Source organism: Snodgrassella sp. B3837, from assembly GCF_026535955.1.
In the GTDB taxonomy this organism is placed as follows: domain Bacteria; phylum Pseudomonadota; class Gammaproteobacteria; order Burkholderiales; family Neisseriaceae; genus Snodgrassella; species Snodgrassella alvi_E.
In genome coordinates, this window is record NZ_JAFNPI010000030.1 from 1 (window position 1) to 17,933 (window position 17,933).

A 17,933-nucleotide genomic window follows, 5' to 3' on the forward strand; every position below is an offset into this window, starting at 1 on the left:
GCAAATCTGCTTTTAATTTATCATCTTTCCCAAATTACCATTACATTGACCGTAGCCGAAGCCAACACAACATTTCAGCTACAGCTCTAAGAATATGCTTCTAAGCGAAACCAACGCATAAGGCACACGCAGCCATCACTACAATTAACTAAGTAAACAAATTACCACCATACGCCCGCAGCCTTCAATATACCTACGACGCACACGGACGTACCCACAGCAGACAGACCGCCAGTGGTACCCAGAGTATTGCCACTACGATGCCGAACACTGCCTAATCGAAGTTCGTATCGAAAACAGAATCATTCTGTACGATATGGATAGGTATAACATGTTTTAGCCCGACGAAAATAGCCAATAGATACGGTAGTTAAAATTCAAAATCTCACCTATTTTTTATGGGATAAATTAAAAATTATTCAGGAAGCGGTGTCGGGTGAACGGCTCTGCGTATACGTCTATACTGATGCAGAAGATTACGCACTACCGGCTGGCATTAATAGGAACTCAAACATTAACATAATATATATTCCATTGTTATTTTCAAATTAAGAAAGCTGTTATTAATCAAAAAAATATTTAAATTAAATTGCATATATTGCTAAGTATAAATATTAATAATTGTTATAGTATTCGATTTTTACATCTAATACATAATTTTAGTTATTATTGTTGCATATTTGTATAAATAACGCTTTAATTTTTTATTTTAAATTAGTTTAAATAACAATTTAATTTGCATTAATTGATTATTTTTGATATTATTCTTTCGCGGTTGAGATTGGTGTAAATCTTCCCGAAGAGGATGATAATACTAAAGAATTTATTTTATAAATATCTTTATCTCATCGTTAATTATTAAATTATAATAAATTAATAATTATATAATAATTTAACAGAAAATAAAGTGAGGAAAATTAAATGATAAATATAACTAAACCTTGTAAAGTCGTTAAAACAAAATATCCCATTGTGCTCGTGCATGGTTTATTTGGCTTTGATCGGATTATGGGTTATCCCTATTTCTTCAATATTGCTGAATCTTTAAGAAAACTGGGTTGTGAAGTTTATACTGCTGCTGTTTCTGCAACCAATACTACCGAAACCCGTGGTGAACAGTTGCTGACAGAAGTGAAGCAGATACTGGCAAAAACCTGTGCTAAAAAGGTCAATCTTATTGGACATAGCCAGGGTGCGCCTACCAGCCGTTATGTGGCTGCTCTTCATCCGGAGCTGGTGGCATCTGTAACTTCTGTAAATGGTGTGAATTTTGGTTCCGAAATTGCAGATTTGATGCTGGATATTCTTGCTGGGAAGATTGTAGGTGAAACTGCTGATCTGATTGTTGAATCATTCATGAAATTTATCAGTTTATTCAGTACCAAACCTTTGCTGCCACAGGATTTTGAAGGTTCACTGAAAAGTTTGTCTACTGCAGGTACAAATGAGTTCAATAAAAAGTATCCACAAGGTCTTCCAAAAACTTGGGGTGGACAGGGTAAAGAGCTGGAAACCAATGGTGTTTACTATTACTCTTGGAGTGGTATTATCAAATCAAATGTGGTCAATGAAGGTGTAAATACTCTGGATCCATCACATGCTATTTTGGTTGCCTTAAGTGCTTTATTTACTAAAGAACGCAACCAGAATGATGGTTTGGTTGGCCGTTATTGTACTCATTTGGGTAAAGTTATCCGTTCTGACTATCAGATGGATCACTTAGATGCAATCAATCAAATTGCAGGTGCTCATCCGACTACACCAGATCCAGTCAGCATTTATTTGGATCATGCTGCACGTTTGAAATCTAAAGGTCTGTAATTTAGATTCAATATACTGAGAATAATAACTATAAGTATATTTTGGATTGATAAACTGTCTTGAACAAGTGAAGTAGTATCAAAGCTTACTTGTCTGCAAGGACTGAATCCTGTGAATAACAGGATTCAGTTTTTTTATATGTGTACTTTCTGAAAAGAATGCGCAATCAGGCTGAATAAAAGTGGAGTTATTCTGTAACTAAAGTATTTGGTTTGGTTAGTTCCAATATGTGGCATTCAAATTTCTTCACTATATATTAAATAAATATTAGAAATTATGAGAGATGGATGTGATGTATACAGGTTAACATTAACTAAAATGTAAATGTCAAAATATATTAACCCTATATGTATATTATATGTTAATATTATGATTATGTTTATAAAGGTTAATTTATTATGAAATCTATTCATCCTCCATCGAAACTTAAAGCCTTACTGCTGGGTGTGCTAAGTTCTTTATCAGTTTATAGTATGGCTGCAGTAACGATATGCCCTGCTATAGATGGCTGCGAGTTTAATCCTTCTGAAAATAATAGTAATAAAATAGTTATTGCTGCGGGTCAATACCGGAATGGCATACCTACTGTAGAGGAATTTAAAAAATTATTTAATGAAGATGATGTTCCTGGGGATACATATCTTCGAAATTTGACTGTGCTTAATATTGGCTATATACCTGAATCAACAACTTTAGGACAGCAGGTGGAATTTTCGCCAAACACTGAAATTATCATTGATTCATCGTTTTTGAATAATGCTGAATATGGACCATTTAGACAGGATATTGAATATACAGGGGTTCGTTTCAATTCAGAAAAAGGTACTACAAAATTTGTGATACCGAAGGGCGTTCATTTTAGTTTGCAGGGTCAGCCAAAAGAATTAGAGTTTGGTATTACTGGCGTGAGTCTAGATGGCGGTTATTTAAATTCAAATGCGGATTTTTCTATTACTGCGCCAAATTCTAATGCTTATGATATTGGATGGGGTACAGCAGACATTTCTAATTCTGTAATTAATCTTGGCAAAAATAGTGATTTTTCCACAGCAATTAATTTAGGTGGTGAATATGATAATAAAGAAGCGGTAACTAATATAAATAATTTAGAAATAGATGGGGCTGGTTATGGAAATGGTGGTATTGCGTTGGCAGGATTTGGTAATAAGAATATTAGAGCCAATGTTACTAATACGAAAATAAATCTTACCAATCCGTTCAGCGAAGCTTTCTTTTTCAATAATGGTGGAATCATTGATGTTGCAAATAGTAAAGTACAGGCTGGAATAGGTATAGCCTTACAATCTACTCAGGATTACGCCTCTGAAAATCTATTCAATATAAAAAATAGTAGCCTGACTGGCCAAAATGCACTACTTGGTGTTAATGACCACCGATATTATCCCGCAGATGCGACGGAGGATGATGCTATAGGTGATGCTGATGTGGCTGCGCTTCAGCCCTTTACCTTAACTGCAGATAATTCAACGTTAGCAGGACGAGTTTATATCGATCAAGATCCATCTCTGGCACCTAAGATTACATTTAATCTAAATAATGGTACATCATGGCTGATTAACGGTAATAGTGTACTTGATGAACTGAATATCCATGATTCGACTGTTTCTTTCAGCAACGATGGGAAATTCAAAACACTAAAGATTAATGGCGATTTAACTGGTAATAATAGCCAGTTTAATATGAATACCAGTCTGGCTGATGGCAAATCAGATAAAATAGAAATTCACGGTCAGGTACATGGCCAGCATAGAATCAGTGTGTCTGATAGTCGCAAACGCCCCAAAACACCGAATGGACAAGTGACGCTGGTGGAGTCTGAGGGTGGTGATGGTTCCTTTTCTATGGTGCAGCCCTATGTTGATGCGGGTAAGTATCGTTATTTCTTCCATCAGAATGGCAATAATTGGATTCTGAGTAATGATAATGGTGCTGCTTCATCTGGTGGCAGCCATTATGGACCGCAGTATGAAATCAGTGATTTTGCTAATTCATTGATCAGTATGCGCCAGGCAGCGAACCAGTATATTTATCAGATGCAAGAACCGTTAAATACACGTTTTATGCGCCGTAAAGATCAGTCTGTTGCTAATAATCTGTGGCTGGACAGTAATTATGCCAATAACCATTTCGATAGTGTGGGTACTAATGATGGATTGGCTACTTCAGGCTTTAAACAAAAATCTTATAGTCTGCAATTAGGTTATGATCATCTGCTGCCGCTGGGAAATGAAAACAATCAGATATATCTAGGGGGGGTGGTAGGCCAAGGCCATTCCAGTGTGGATTTTTATGGCAACTATAAAAATGGTAACCTGAAGGCGCTGACAGCAGGAATTTATGCTGGCTGGAACCATACCAGCGGCTGGTTTGCTGATGCTGCCTATCGTTACAGCCATTTAAAAGCCAGTGCCAGCAAGATGGATAACACAACATGGCATAGTAATAGTTTTAGTGCAGATGTTGGTAAAGATTTTTCCTTGGCAGATAAGTGGGTAGTTACGCCTAAAGCTGGTATGACATTCGGACGTTTGTCTGGAGATGCATACAACAGTAGTACCACTTTTTACCGTAGCCAGCTTGGGGCGGCAGTTAGAGCTTCAGTAGCTCTGAATAAAATAACGCTTCATCCATATGCAGGTGCTTACTGGTTGCATGATAAGAACAGTTTGGGACATGCTTTTGTAGATGACAGTAATATGCGTATTGCCGGCGCAGGTAATAGTGGTTTGTATGAAGCTGGTCTGGGTATGGACTTTAATACGAGTAATCATGCAGATTTAAAACTGGATTACGCCAATGGTCAGCATACAGAGCAGAAGTTTGGCATCAATCTGAATTATCGTTATTCGTGGTAAGCCATTATATTTTTGTTAATGCGCCGGTTTTCCGGCGCATTTTTTATTGAGCCAGATATATTTGTAAAGGTAGCTTCTGCTGGTGTAGAACTGCACGTATGGGCATATCGTTAATATTTTTGCCGGCAAGTGCTTGTTCTAATACCTGCTGCTGTTTTTTCCCGTTTAATTGCAGATATAAATGGCGGCTGTTTAGGATAACCGGTAAGGTCAGTGAAATACGATCATGAGGGGCGGTAAGAGGTTTCATATCGATTACCAGTCTGTCAGATTGCATGTCTATTCCTTTATACAGATTTTCTGCATGCGGAAACAATGATGCAGTATGACCGTCATCGCCCATTCCCAAAACCAATGCATCAATAGGTAAGGGTAGTGATTGCTGAAGGCGTGTCTGAATTTCATCCACGCCATCATAAGGATTTTCAGCAATAGTTTTGAGGCTAATGAAATGCGCGTCCTTTGCTTTATTTTGTAATAAATGGGTATGAATTAGACGCTCATTACTGTCTTCGTGATGTTTGTCTACCCAACGTTCATCAACAAGGGTTATGTAAACTTGATTCCACGCTATCTGTGCCTGACTGAGAATCTGAAAGAGTTCAACAGGTGTCGGGCCTCCAGATACTGCCAGTGAGGCTTTACTGCGCAAATTAATTGCATCTTGCAGGTTGGCAGTAATGGCTGTGGCCAATGCTGTATTCATTGCATTAGGGGTGTCAAAAAGATGTAACTGATACATGCTTGCCTCCGATAATAATGGATATGCATTCGGTTTTATTACAAATTTCTTTTTTCTTTTATCAAATAAATATTATTTGCTTTCAATTGGTTAATAAGTTGTGTTTGCGGATAATTATTGTTAAAGGTCAATATTGTTTGTGATAAATAACGGTATGGTCTTTATTAGAATATTTGATTTTGTAGTGAGTTGAGATTGATTACTGCAACTGTCGTTTTTTTTTAATAATGTCATCAAAATTTTTTTTACACTAATAATAATTTTTATGTGAATGGGGTTAAGGCTACGGAAAGCTTAGGCTGATGGTGTTAAGTTATCGTTGTAACCGAGAGTTTTGTGTAATTAATTTGTTTGATTGTTAGTTCGGAAGGGGGTTTTACGTGTCAAACTCGCTGTTTTGTCTTAGAATAGGCGGTTAATTTTTATTTGTTATTGCCTGAATTTTATAACTTGTTTGATGTTTCAGGTAGGGCAGTAGTTTATTGAGAATTACTGCGTATGGTATGAGGATGCATATGAGCGAACAGCAGAATGCGCCGGCGGCGGCCGCGCATGAAGAACAACTGGATGAAAACCAGATTATGGCCCATCGCCGTGAAAAGCTGGCGGCAATTCGTGCTGAGGGGATTGCTTTTCCGAATGATTTCAAACGTGATGCTTTTGCTGGTGATTTACACCAGCAATTTGAGCAGTTTGATAAGGATGAGCTGGCGAACAAAGCTATTCCGGTAAAGGTAGCTGGGCGAATTATGCTGAAACGTCATATGGGTAAGGCTAGTTTTGCCACAATTCAGGATATGACTGGGCGTATTCAGCTGTATATTAATAATCAGGGTGTTGGTGAAGAACTGCACGATGCGTTTAAGCACTGGGATTTAGGTGATATTGTCGGTGCTGAAGGTGAGCTGATGAAAACCAATCATGGCGAACTGACTGTTCGAGTTTCTGGCCTACGCTTACTGACTAAATCATTGCGCCCATTGCCTGATAAATTCCATGGACTGGCTGATCAAGAGCAGAAATATCGGCAGCGTTATGTGGATTTGATTACGAATGAACAGACGCGGGATACGTTTGTTAAACGCAGCCGGATTATTCAGGCTGTGCGGAATGTGATGGTTAGCGAGCGTTATTTGGAAGTGGAAACGCCGATGATGCATCCGATTCCGGGTGGAGCAACGGCGAAGCCGTTTGTGACGCACCACAATGCCCTCGATATGGATCTGTTTTTGCGTGTAGCTCCTGAGTTGTATTTGAAACGACTGGTGGTAGGTGGTCTGGAAAGGGTGTTTGAAATCAACCGCAATTTCCGCAATGAAGGTATGAGTACCCGCCATAATCCTGAATTTACCATGATGGAATTCTATGAAGCATATGGTGATTATCAGCGCATGATGGATATGACGGAAAAGGTTATTCGTGCTGCTGCTATTGAGGCTACAGGTAGCGCTGTTGTAAGTTATAACGGAAAAAATGTGGATTTAAGCCAGCCGTTTGCACGGATGACTATTGTTGAAGCAATTAAACATTTCAATCCGCAATATCTAGATGCGCAACTGGCTGATGCTGAATGGCTAAAAACTGAAATCAAAAAGCTGGGTGGAGCCTTACCGGTTTCTCAGGCTGTAGGCAGTTTACAGCTGGCCTTGTTTGAGGAGTGTGCTGAAGCGCAGCTATGGCAGCCGACATTTATTGTAGATTATCCGGTAGAAGTGTCACCACTGGCACGCGCGTCTGATACCAAACCAGGTTTGACCGAACGTTTTGAGCTGTTTGTGGTTGGACGTGAATTGGCAAATGGATATTCAGAATTAAATGACCCAGAAGATCAGGCAGCACGTTTCCGTGAGCAGGTAGCACAGTTGGATGCTGGAGACGATGAGGCCATGCATTTTGATGCAGATTATATTCGTGCGATGGAATATGGTTTACCTCCTACGGGTGGTTGTGGCATTGGCATGGATCGTTTGATTATGCTCTTGACTGATGCACAGACAATACGGGATGTAATTCTGTTTCCGCAAATGCGCTTGGCGTAAATAATCTGGAAGAAAAAAGCCGCCGGCTGAATGCTGTGCGGCTTTTGTTTTTTTTACAGGTTATTCATGGGGCAGTTGCTGATTGTTGTGTGGGTGCTGTACATTGCCTGTTTCAACGGTGAATTCTCCTTCAATAATGTCACCACGCTCTGGTTGAGACTGGCTGGTAAAAGGATTGTTGTTTGTGCTGTTTAATGGCTTACCACTGATGGGCAAGAGTAATAATATAGCAATAATGTCTGATACGAAGCCTGGGCTGATAAGCATGATGGCAGCGAGCACATAACGCAGCGGCCATAGTAACTGGTAAAGTGAAACATTGCTGCCGGTACGGATGGTTGCTATAGCAAGAAATAGTCCAGATACACCGATATTGCGCAGCATAAAAATGCCGCATGCTATCGATAGAATGATAATCAGCAAAGTCCAGCCTGCACCAATCAGATTGCTGACCAGAATAATGGAAATTACTTCCAATGCTGCCAGTATCAGTATAGCCCAGCTCAAATATCGCATGTAAGTTTCCCTTAATTAAGCAATAACAGTTTTTACAGATGGTTGCGGGTTGGAGGAATTCAATATGGACATCTTAAAACTGTCTGTTTATTGTTGGCATGCAGACCGTTGCTGGACGATGTAAGGGCAAAGCTATGTTAATATCAACCTCAAATTAGCTTTAGCCGTTATGCTATACGGATGTATGTTGCGGCTGGGATGGAGTAATGAAGCAGATAGAAATAGGGTCTGTAATGATTAGAAGGGTTGGTTTATATCTGATTTATTGTCTAGCGATAGCGCTGAGTGGTTGCAAAAGTAGTGGTTCGGTAAATGCCCCAGTGATGAGTGCCAGCGCTCAAAATGGTTATTATCGTGTACAGCGTGGCGATACCTTATACAGAATTGGATTACGCTTTAATCAGAATGTTAATACGCTGGTGCGTTGGAATAATTTGGCAAATGCAAATGCAATTGAGGTAGGGCAGCTGATACGTGTGCGTAAACCGGTAGGGGGTTCGCGTAAGAACTCAGTAAAAAAACAGTCGTCAGGAAATGTGGTGCGTCAGCCAGCACCAGTTGCTGTTAGTAATGCCGCTCCTGATATCAGCCTGCAATGGCCGGTGCGCGGGAGGGTGATTAGTATGTTTAACGGTCAGACGCAAAAGGGGATTGATATTGCTGGTAACCGTGGAACACCGGTTAAGGCTGCGGCTGCTGGTACTGTACAGTATGCTGGTGATGAGCTGCGTGGGTATGGCAGGCTGATACTGATTAAACACAGCAATACTACCATGACGGCTTATGCATATAATGACTCTCTGAATGTCCGTAATGGACAAAGAGTGCAGGCAGGTCAGACCATTGCCACGATGGGGGACAGTGGAACGAGCGGTGTAAAACTGCATTTTGAAATACGGGTAAACAGTCAGGCTGTGAATCCTATGCGATATTTACCGGAATAATTCAACACGGCTAGCTGGTGTGCTTGCCCATAAGTGTTTTTATAGGCCTAAGCACGAAGTTGATCAAATGGATTTTAATCTATAATAGGGCAAAGATTAAGGAAGCATTATGAAAGAACATCGTGCCCGTAAGCGGTTCGGACAGAATTTTCTGCAAGATAAAAGTATTATTCAGGATATTGTGCGTGCAGTACGTCCTCAGCCGGCAGATACAGTAATTGAGATTGGTCCCGGGCTGGCCGCTATTACAGAACCATTGGCTAAAGCGGTGGATAAACTGCATGTAATTGAGATTGACCGAGATATTGTAGCGCGTTTACGTACATTACCTTTTACTTCGAAGCTGGAAATCCATGAGGGTGATGTACTGCAGTTTGATTTTGCGAGTGTGCCTGGGCGAAAAAAAATAGTAGGCAATTTACCTTATAATATTTCAACACCGTTGTTATTTCGCTTTGGTAAGTATGTTGATGAGATTGTAGACATGCATTTTATGCTGCAAAAGGAAGTAGTCGAGCGCATGGTGGCGGAGGCTGGTAGTAATGATTATGGGCGTTTAAGTGTGATGTTGCAGTATTTTTTTGAAATGGAAAATTTACTGGATGTGCCCCCTCAGGCATTTAACCCTGCTCCAAAAGTTGATTCAGCGGTAGTGAGAATGATTCCACAGAGCGGGCGTATCGGAATTGCGCAGGATTTTCAGCATTTTTCGGCTTTGGTTAAACAGGCTTTCCAGCAACGACGTAAGACCATTCATAATAATCTGAAGGAGTGGGTGGATGATGCCAGATTAATAGATGTAGGCATTGATCCAGGTTGGCGACCAGAGCGGATTAAACCCGAGCTTTATGTGGCTTTGAGTAATATTTTGTTGGACAATGGCGCGTGTATTTGAATAACTGATACCGTCTGTTCCATGATGTGGGGAATACATGATTGAATTTAAAAACGTCCATAAGTGGTTTAAGGACTTACATGTTATTAATGGTGTGAATCTTAATGTCAGCCAGGGTGAAGTAGTGGTGGTTTGCGGTCCGTCTGGAAGCGGAAAATCCACCTTGATCCGTACTGTGAATCAGTTAGAAAAAATCCAGCAAGGTGAAATCTGGGTTGATGGAATTAACGTGGCTGACCCTAAAGCTGATTTAAACCGAGTACGTACAGAAGTTGGATTCGTATTCCAGCATTTCAATCTATATCCACATCTGACAGTACTGGAAAATATTATTTTGTCACCGATGAAGGTGAAAAAACAAAGCCGTGCTCAGGCTGAAGCGAAAGCTCAAGAGTTATTGGCTAAGGTGGGACTGGCGCACAAGTGTGATGCTTATCCGCAGCAGTTATCCGGCGGACAGCAGCAGCGCGTAGCCATTGCACGTGGTCTGGCTATGGAACCAAGGGTAATGTTGTTTGATGAACCTACTTCTGCTCTTGATCCAGAAATGATTGGTGAAGTACTTAAAGTAATGAAAGATTTGGCACTTAGTGGTATGACCATGATGGTGGTCACCCATGAGATGGGTTTTGCCCGTGAAGTGGCCGACAGAGTGGTATTTATTGATCATGGTGAAATTGTTGAGGAGGCTGCTCCTGAAGAGTTTTTTCTACATCCGCGGCATGAGCGTGCGCAACAATTTTTGAATCAGTTGTTAACACATTAGAATAATTTATCTTCTGGCTGGTTGTTGATGGTTTTTAGCTGCTAAAAAATTGAGAATACAGAATTATGATGCCCCTATTCATAAAGATGATAAGGGGCATCATTTTTTAAAACTGTAAATCTGAAATATTAAGAGTTTTGAAGGGAAAAGTAGTTTATGTTTCTAATTTCTGCTTTGGTTTAGGATTAATATCCTAAACGCTGACAGATTGTTGAGACTAAACCAGCCTGATTTAAAGTATAGAAATGCAAACTAGGTGCACCCTGTTGTAGTAAATGGTCGCACATTTCGGTAACCACATCCAAACCAAGGGCTTTTATTGATGCGGTATCATCGGCGTAGGATTGCAGTTTTAACCGAAGCCAGCGAGGAATTTCTGCACCACAGGTTTCAGAAAAACGGGCTAGTTTTGAGAAGCTGGCAATCGGCATGATGCCGGGAATAATTGGAATATTGACCCCACGGCTTTGTACTTCATCTACGAACCAAAAATAACTGTCTGCATTAAAGAAATATTGGGTGATGGCCGAATCAGCACCTGCTTGACATTTTTTTACGAAATGATTGATATCGTCTTCGGCACTGCGCGATTGTGGATGAAATTCTGGATAGGCAGCTATTTCTATGTGAAACCAGTCGCCAAATTCTTGCCTGATAAGTCCTACCAATTCATTTGCATATCGTAGCCCCTGATGTCCAAATCCGACTCCGGATGGAACATCACCACGCAAAGCCACAATATGGCGGATACCCATATCTTTATAGGTCTGAAGCAGACTGGTCATTTCTTCGCGACTGGCTCCGATACAGGCAAGATGCGGAGCTGCAGCCACGCCATCGTTCATGATATCGGTAATGGTCTGAAGTGTACCGGCACGAGTGGTGCCACCAGCTCCATAAGTGCATGAAAAATATTCAGGTTGATATTGGCTGAGTTGTTTGCGGGTAATACTCAGTTTCCGCCGCCCCTCTTCGGTACGCGGCGGAAAAAATTCAAAACTCAGCGGTGTAAAACTCATGATTGAACAGCCTCTCCAGTTGTTATAGGTAGATATCTAACCATAACGTTTCAGGCAAGGCCAATCAATGCTTTATGTACATATTTTCTTTGAAAAATTCGATGCTTATTATGAATATAATTCATAATCTATTGGTAATGGTTATATAAGTGGTTACTCAACCGTTTTATTTTTCTGTTTGGCGCCGTGAAAACTGAATACCGAGCTGTTTCAATTTGCGATACAGGTGCGTACGCTCTAATCCGACTTTCTGAGCAACTTTGCTCATGTTATGTCCTTCCTGAGCAATATGGTATTCGAAGTAACGTCGTTCCAGATCTTCGCGCAATTCACGCAGTGGCATATCGAAATTGAAGCCCGTCATGTTTTCCTGCGGGTGATTATGCTTAAATTGGTTCAGTATGGTACTGATGGCATTTACATCGATTTCATTATTTTCTGCGGTCATCATCAGACTTTTGACGACGCTGCGCAGTTGTTCCAAATTACCCGGCCAGTCGTACTGGCGTAATTCATTCAGAGCTGCTGTGGTGAATTTTACCGGTGGAATTTTCTGACTTTCAGCTAGCTCGTTGGTAATTTGTTCAACTAGAAATACCATATCATCCAACTGTTGGCGTAAAGGTGGAATTGGCACTATTAAAGATGAAAGGGTATTGAGCAGTTTGTTGTCCTGTAACGGATCGGTAATCATTTCTTTGATGGGGCGGCTACACACGCATACGATTCGGGCATTGTAGCGATCAGCTTTTGTCAGGATAAAGCCGATACTTTGCTGAGTGCTTTTGCCGTACTGGGCAATATCGCCCAGATAAAGAATGCCACCGGTGGCTTTTTGTAATAATTCTATCGGGGCGTCAACAATTTGTTCTACTTTGGATGGTTCTACCCAAGGCGTGGCATTTTTATGAAAAGAGCGGGCAACAAGCTCAAATGGAGAACCCAACTCACCAGTCAGTAACACTGGGGTGCTGAATTTTGCGATGCGTTCCAGTTGCTGATTTAATTCTTTAATCGCAGGGCTATGTCCAAGCTTGTCCAGAGATAGGTTGGAAGCGGCTTGCATTTGTCCGTATTTTAAAGCGCGGTCTACGGAGCTAAGCAGTTTTTGCAGGGAAATAGGTTTTTCGAGAAAATCAAGTGCACCGATTTTGGTAGCTTCTATTGCAGTATCGATACTGGCATGACCGCTCATCATTACTACTGGCATGGTAAGCTGTCCCGATTTTGCCCATTCTTTTAGTAAAGTAATTCCATCACAGTCTGGCATCCAGATATCCAGTAACACCATAGCGGGACGGGTTTGCTGGCGTAATTGGCGGGCAGTATCGGCGTTTTCGGCCGTAGTGACGGTATAACCTTCATCTTGCAGGATTTCCGATAGTAAATCGCGGATACCTATTTCATCGTCAACAATTAAAATATCACTGCTTCGCATTTCTATTCACCTGTAATGGTAAGGTTATTTTGACACAAGCCAGTCCGTTTTTCTGATTACTGATCTGGATTCGTCCGCCGTGTTCTTCAATGATTTTTTTGACTACTGGCAATCCCAGTCCGGTACCACCGGGTTTGTCCGTTACATATGGATCGAATGCATGTAATAACATCTCCTGACTGAATGTTTTACCATTGTTGCTCACATAGAAAAGGATATGTTCGTTATTTATTTCGGTTGTTACGCTGATATGGGGTAAAGCATCAGCGCTGGCAGCCTCTACGGCGTTTTTGAGCAGGTTGTGAATAACCTGACGTAAAGCGCCGCTATCGGCGTTAACATACATTACTATCTTACTCAAATTAACCGTAAATGTACAATTACTACCTTCATAAAGTACCAAAACCTCGCGAATTAGTTCATTTAAATCAAGGTTTGTGAATTTTAATGCTGGGGCATGTGCATAATTGCGGAATGCTTCAACCATGTCTTTCATGGCGGCTACTTGTCTAATAATAGTATTGGTGGCACGGTTAAGAATCTGTGCATCCGATTCATTAAGTTTATCACTGAGTTTCCAAGCCAGCCGCTCGGCTGAGAGCTGAATAGGCGTAAGTGGATTACGGATTTCATGTGCCAGCCGTTGTGCTACTTCGCCCCATGCAGCTTCTTTTTGCGCGCTTACCAGTGCAGTAACATCATCAAATACCAAAATAGTGCCGCCACCGCTGTCTTCCGGCAGTGGCGTAGCTTTACCCAGCAGTATCAGGGTTTCATCTTTGTGATTATAAGTGATTTGTATAGGTTTGTTTTGATGTTTTGTAGACAAAATCTGCCGAAATACATCGGCCAGCATGGCTGATTGCGGGTTTAGCTCGGGCAGTTGGTCTATATTTTGCCCTAGAATGGCATCTAGGTTTTGTCCGAGGATATTTTCTGCCATCTGGTTGTAGGTAATCGGATGGTTATCAGTGTCAAGCGTGACTACGCCAGTGGTCAGACTGTTGAGAATATATTCCAAATAGTGGCGTGCAGCTTCTTGCTGTTCACGTGAGTGTCGAAGCTGTACAGTCATGTGATTAAAGAGTCCGGTAAGCTTGCCTAGTTCGTCATTGCGGTAAATCGTTTGCTGTACATTCAGATCACCTTTGGCTACGGCTCTGGCGCCATCTGCAAGAGAAAGAATCGGTGCTACAAACTGACGGGCAAAATACAATGCTACCAGTAAAGCCAAAACGATTGCCAGCAGGGTAGCCATCAGCAGAGTGGCCAGAAAAAAGGTTTGCAAGCTTTTTTTGGTAAAACTCAGTTCTCCGTATTTGGCGTGTGCGGCTTCGATTAAGGTGGCATCCCGCGCCACTTTGGCTGGAATAGGTTGGCGGAAAAACAGGGCCTTATCGTTGTTATGCCCCGGCAAAATCAGCCAGCCCTGTGCATAAAGTATATTGTTGATGCTTTCAATTTCGCGGATTGAACCTGTGCTGTGCAGATGGGACAAAAGATTTGGATTGAGTTCTGGTGCGGGCAGGTGCTTGGGGTTGTATTCGGCAACTAGTTGGCCGTTATGCAGATTGCGAATATTGAGTTGGCTAAACTGTTTATTCTGACCATAAGTTTGTAAAATCGGTAAAACTGGGCTTTGCAATCCATTGGCTGCTATTAATGCAATTTGGATATTGACTGCGCGTCGCACGCTGTTATCTAATTCATAATCCAGAGCCGATTTACTCAAACTAATACTGCGGTTGAGGGCTTCTTCGGTATCGTTACCAAACCATGAATGTATGCTGTGAGAGATGAATTGTGCAGAAACGCCAAACAGAAACAGGCCAGGTAGAACAGCCACCAATGTAAACATTAATGCCAGACGCATAGCAATTTTGGAGCCAAACTCCTGCCGGTGCCGACTTTGTAAAAGTTTCCACCAGTAAGAAGCAGCCATCACGGCCAGTGTCAGTACAAGTAAGGAAGCAAATCCGAATGCGAACCAGAAATACTGTGATAAGAAGCCAGTATTACCGGTGGCGACAGCCAGAACATACAGAGTCACTACACAGAGTACTGCCATGACCAGAAGTAGCCGTCTCATATTAATTAATCCGCGTTGATTACCAGACGATGCCAGCCGGAATCTAGTTGCCAGTTATGAGAAGTTAGAGCATTGATTTGGAAAGGTTTCGGTAATTGGCTGATGCTCAAACTAAGGCGGACATCAGCTCGTACTTCTCCGGCTGATACGCCACTGAGTGTGCCACTACTGAGAACACGCCAGTTTGCTGCTGCACCAATGGCTTTAAGTGCTGTTTCCAAGCTATTATATTCGGTAGAGAACGTTGACCCCATGCTGACTCGATAGCGATTGGTCAGAGGATGATATGCGAGCTTGTACTGGATAAGATTATCACCTGCAATCAGGTTGTTAATCCGGTTGCGGTAGGAGGCAAGAGTTGGAGCGGTGAGCTGGTAGTTGAGGTCGAAGTTTAAGGGAACGCCTTGCGTCAATGCCTGTTTGAGCTGATCGGGCAGTTGGGTGTTAAAACGGGTATTGATGGAAAGCTGGCCATTGGGGGTAATATAGGCCTGAGCACGCGTGGTGCTTATGCCTTCTGCCTGTGCCAGAGTGATGCTCAGGCAGAGCAGACAGGCAAAAAATAGACTAAATTTTATCGATAAGCGCGTAAAAAAAGCCATCTTGTCTGCTGTTCGGTAACAATACACGTGACAGACGCTCTCGGGCGTCGGAATGTCGGGTTAAAAAACGGGCCAGTTGCTGCTGATTTTCCTCGACAAAAATCGAACAAGTGGCCAATAGCATGCGTCCGCCAGATTTTAATGTCAGCCACAAATTATCCAGTAAAGCCTGCTGCTGTAAGGCTGTTTTTTGGCCATCTTGTGGCTGACGCAGCCATTTGATATCCGGATGACGTTTTACTACACCGGAAGCGGTACAGGGTACATCGGCCAAAATGGCATCAAAAGTGTTGTTATCATACCATGAGTGCAGCTCTTTTGCGTCGGCACAATGCAGCTGTGCCTGTTGCTGAAGACGTTGCAGATTATCCTTTACTCGCTGCAAACGCTGAGAATCAATATCTAGTGCTGTGACTTCGCATTCTGCCCATTCAAGTATATGTCCGGTTTTACCACCCGGCGCGGCACAGGCATCCAAAATGCGTTCGCCATTCTGTGGATTCAGCAATGGAATAGCCTGCTGTGCTCCATAATCCTGTACGGAAACCAGACCATCTGCAAAGCCTGGTAGTTTTTGCACAGTTATAGGCTGTTGCAACATGATGCTATGCGTATCTAAAATTTTTGCCGGTATGTCGGCTTTAACCAGTTCGTTCAAATATTGTTCAGCATCGGTAACACGGCGGTTTACGCGCAGGGTCATGGGTGGGTGTTGCTGCATGGCCGTAGCTATATTATGCCAATGTTGAGGATAGTGTTTTTTCAGGTAATTTAACCACCACGCTGGCAGATTGTAGCGTGCTTCTTCCTGCTTGTTGGTGGTGGTTATAAGCGTTTCACGCTCGCGCAGAAAACGCCGGAGTAAGGCATTAACCAGCTTCTGATAGCGACCACCGTAGATTTGACGTGCATTATTCACTGCTTCATTGACCACGGCATGAGTAGCGTTACGGCTGAAATTTAGCTGATACAAGGCAATGATAAGCAGATGATTGATCTCATTAGGCGGAAATGATTTTGTCATTTTTCGTACTAGCTGCTGCAGTAAACCTAAATATCGCAAGCTGCCATGACTTAAATCTTGCAATGCACCTTTGTCTGCTGGAGACAGTTCACTATGCTGCTGTATAAGATGAGTCAGTACTTCACTTAAATTACGACCGCTTAATACTTCTCCTAAGGAGTAGGCTGCCAACTGTTGAGCTCGTGCCATGCTCATGCACTGATCTCCGCTGAGTCCAATCTGCTACCCTCTGGTAAGGTATGTCCACTCTGAAATGAAGCTACAGACATGGCTTTACTGCCTGCCTTCTGAATTTCCTGAATGCTGATGGCACTTGTGCCACAGGCAATAATCAGTTCATGTTCGTTGCTATGCAAGACAGTACCTGCCGCACCAGAATGTGCGGTGATGTTTGCCTGCCAGATTTTTAGTGGTTTATCTTGCCAGATAGTCCAAGCTCCGGGTACGGGGTTAAAGGCACGAATTTTGCGGACAATTTCAGTAGCCGGTTGACACCAATCGATTTGTGCCTCTGCTTTGGTTAATTTCTGGGCATAGGTAACACCCGTCTCACTCTGAGGAATAGCTTGTAAACGCTCAATCTGTCGTAAATCAGCAACAATCGCAGTGGCACCTAAATGCATTAAAGCATCGTGTACGTTAGCTGCCGTATCATCAGCACCTATAGTGTAGGTATGGCGGCTGATTATCGCACCGGTATCCAGACCAGCATCCATTTGCATGATACAGACGCCGGTTTCTTTATCGCCAGCTTCGATGGCGCGCTGGATGGGCGCCGCACCGCGCCATCGTGGTAAAAGAGAAGCATGAATATTTAGACAACCGTACTTAGGTATTTCCAATACAGCCTGCGGCAGTATTAATCCGTAAGCTGCTACAACCATCACATCTGCATTCTGTTCCTGTAATATGGTCTGTGCTTCCGCCGTCTTAAGTGTTGCAGGCTGAAGAACGTTAAGTCCATGTGTCAAGGCAGCTTTTTTTACCGCGCTTGGTTGTAGTTTCAATCCGCGGCCACTGGGACGATCTGGCTGGGTTAAAACCAATGGCACTTCAAAACCGGCAGCAACGATGGCATTAAGTGCGGCTGCGGCAAAATCAGGAGTACCAGCAAATATTACAGAAGGCTTCATACAACAAATCCACAATGCATCACCGCAAG

14 protein-coding genes are annotated in these 17,933 nt (G+C 42.3%); 6 read left to right on the top strand and 8 right to left on the bottom strand.

What is annotated here, in order from left to right; translation table 11 throughout:
* The first annotated feature begins 921 nt into the window (after positions 1–921).
* Complete coding sequence (locus tag J3U67_RS08430) at positions 922–1,821, top strand: lipase family alpha/beta hydrolase (RefSeq protein WP_100141403.1); 900 nt, start codon at positions 922–924, stop codon at positions 1,819–1,821.
* A 398-nt stretch (positions 1,822–2,219) separates the two neighbouring features.
* Positions 2,220–4,697, top strand: a complete 2,478-nt coding sequence (locus J3U67_RS08435) for an autotransporter outer membrane beta-barrel domain-containing protein (RefSeq protein ID WP_267391650.1) — start codon at positions 2,220–2,222, stop codon at positions 4,695–4,697.
* Between the two features lie 43 nt (positions 4,698–4,740).
* Here the strand turns inward: J3U67_RS08435 and pgl are convergent, their stop codons facing one another.
* Positions 4,741–5,439 (bottom strand): 6-phosphogluconolactonase, encoded by a 699-nt coding sequence (gene pgl / locus J3U67_RS08440; protein WP_100151976.1) that lies wholly within the window; start codon positions 5,437–5,439, stop codon positions 4,741–4,743.
* 515 nt (positions 5,440–5,954) lie between these two features.
* On the opposite strand from pgl, the gene lysS reads away from it, so the two are divergent.
* The gene (gene lysS / locus J3U67_RS08445; RefSeq protein ID WP_100156202.1) at positions 5,955–7,478 is read left to right on the top strand and encodes a lysine--tRNA ligase; all 1,524 of its coding nucleotides are present in this window, start codon (positions 5,955–5,957) and stop codon (positions 7,476–7,478) included.
* A gap of 60 nt (positions 7,479–7,538) precedes the next feature.
* On the opposite strand, the gene J3U67_RS08450 is transcribed toward lysS, so the two are convergent.
* A complete protein-coding gene (locus tag J3U67_RS08450) occupies positions 7,539–7,994 on the bottom strand; it encodes an FxsA family protein (protein WP_267391906.1) in 456 nt (151 codons plus the stop codon).
* 206 nt (positions 7,995–8,200) lie between these two features.
* Here J3U67_RS08450 and J3U67_RS08455 point away from each other — a divergent pair, with 206 nt between their 5' ends.
* From J3U67_RS08455 to J3U67_RS08465, 3 genes are all read left to right on the top strand, one after another.
* The gene (locus J3U67_RS08455) at positions 8,201–8,938 is read left to right on the top strand and encodes a peptidoglycan DD-metalloendopeptidase family protein (protein WP_267404744.1); all 738 of its coding nucleotides are present in this window, start codon (positions 8,201–8,203) and stop codon (positions 8,936–8,938) included.
* Positions 8,939–9,047: 109 nt separating this feature from the next.
* Complete coding sequence (gene rsmA, locus J3U67_RS08460) at positions 9,048–9,833, top strand: 16S rRNA (adenine(1518)-N(6)/adenine(1519)-N(6))-dimethyltransferase RsmA (RefSeq protein WP_267391904.1); 786 nt, start codon at positions 9,048–9,050, stop codon at positions 9,831–9,833.
* 37 nt (positions 9,834–9,870) lie between these two features.
* Positions 9,871–10,599 (top strand): amino acid ABC transporter ATP-binding protein, encoded by a 729-nt coding sequence (locus J3U67_RS08465; protein WP_267404746.1) that lies wholly within the window; start codon positions 9,871–9,873, stop codon positions 10,597–10,599.
* A 185-nt stretch (positions 10,600–10,784) separates the two neighbouring features.
* On the opposite strand, the gene metF is transcribed toward J3U67_RS08465, so the two are convergent.
* From metF to fmt, 6 genes are all read right to left on the bottom strand, one after another.
* A complete protein-coding gene (gene metF / locus J3U67_RS08470; RefSeq protein WP_100141395.1) occupies positions 10,785–11,618 on the bottom strand; it encodes a methylenetetrahydrofolate reductase [NAD(P)H] in 834 nt (277 codons plus the stop codon).
* 166 nt (positions 11,619–11,784) lie between these two features.
* Positions 11,785–13,056, bottom strand: a complete 1,272-nt coding sequence (locus J3U67_RS08475; protein ID WP_100141394.1) for a sigma-54-dependent transcriptional regulator — start codon at positions 13,054–13,056, stop codon at positions 11,785–11,787.
* Positions 13,043–15,145, bottom strand: a complete 2,103-nt coding sequence (locus J3U67_RS08480) for a sensor histidine kinase (protein ID WP_267404748.1) — start codon at positions 15,143–15,145, stop codon at positions 13,043–13,045. Before J3U67_RS08480 ends, J3U67_RS08475 begins: the two co-directional genes overlap by 14 nt.
* A 5-nt stretch (positions 15,146–15,150) precedes the next feature.
* On the bottom strand, positions 15,151–15,747 hold the full coding sequence (locus tag J3U67_RS08485) for a DUF4390 domain-containing protein (protein WP_100141460.1): 597 nt from the start codon (positions 15,745–15,747) through the stop codon (positions 15,151–15,153).
* Complete coding sequence (rsmB, locus tag J3U67_RS08490; protein WP_267404749.1) at positions 15,713–16,966, bottom strand: 16S rRNA (cytosine(967)-C(5))-methyltransferase RsmB; 1,254 nt, start codon at positions 16,964–16,966, stop codon at positions 15,713–15,715. Before rsmB ends, J3U67_RS08485 begins: the two co-directional genes overlap by 35 nt.
* Complete coding sequence (gene fmt / locus J3U67_RS08495) at positions 16,963–17,904, bottom strand: methionyl-tRNA formyltransferase (protein WP_267404751.1); 942 nt, start codon at positions 17,902–17,904, stop codon at positions 16,963–16,965. Before fmt ends, rsmB begins: the two co-directional genes overlap by 4 nt.
* Positions 17,905–17,933 lie beyond the last annotated feature (29 nt).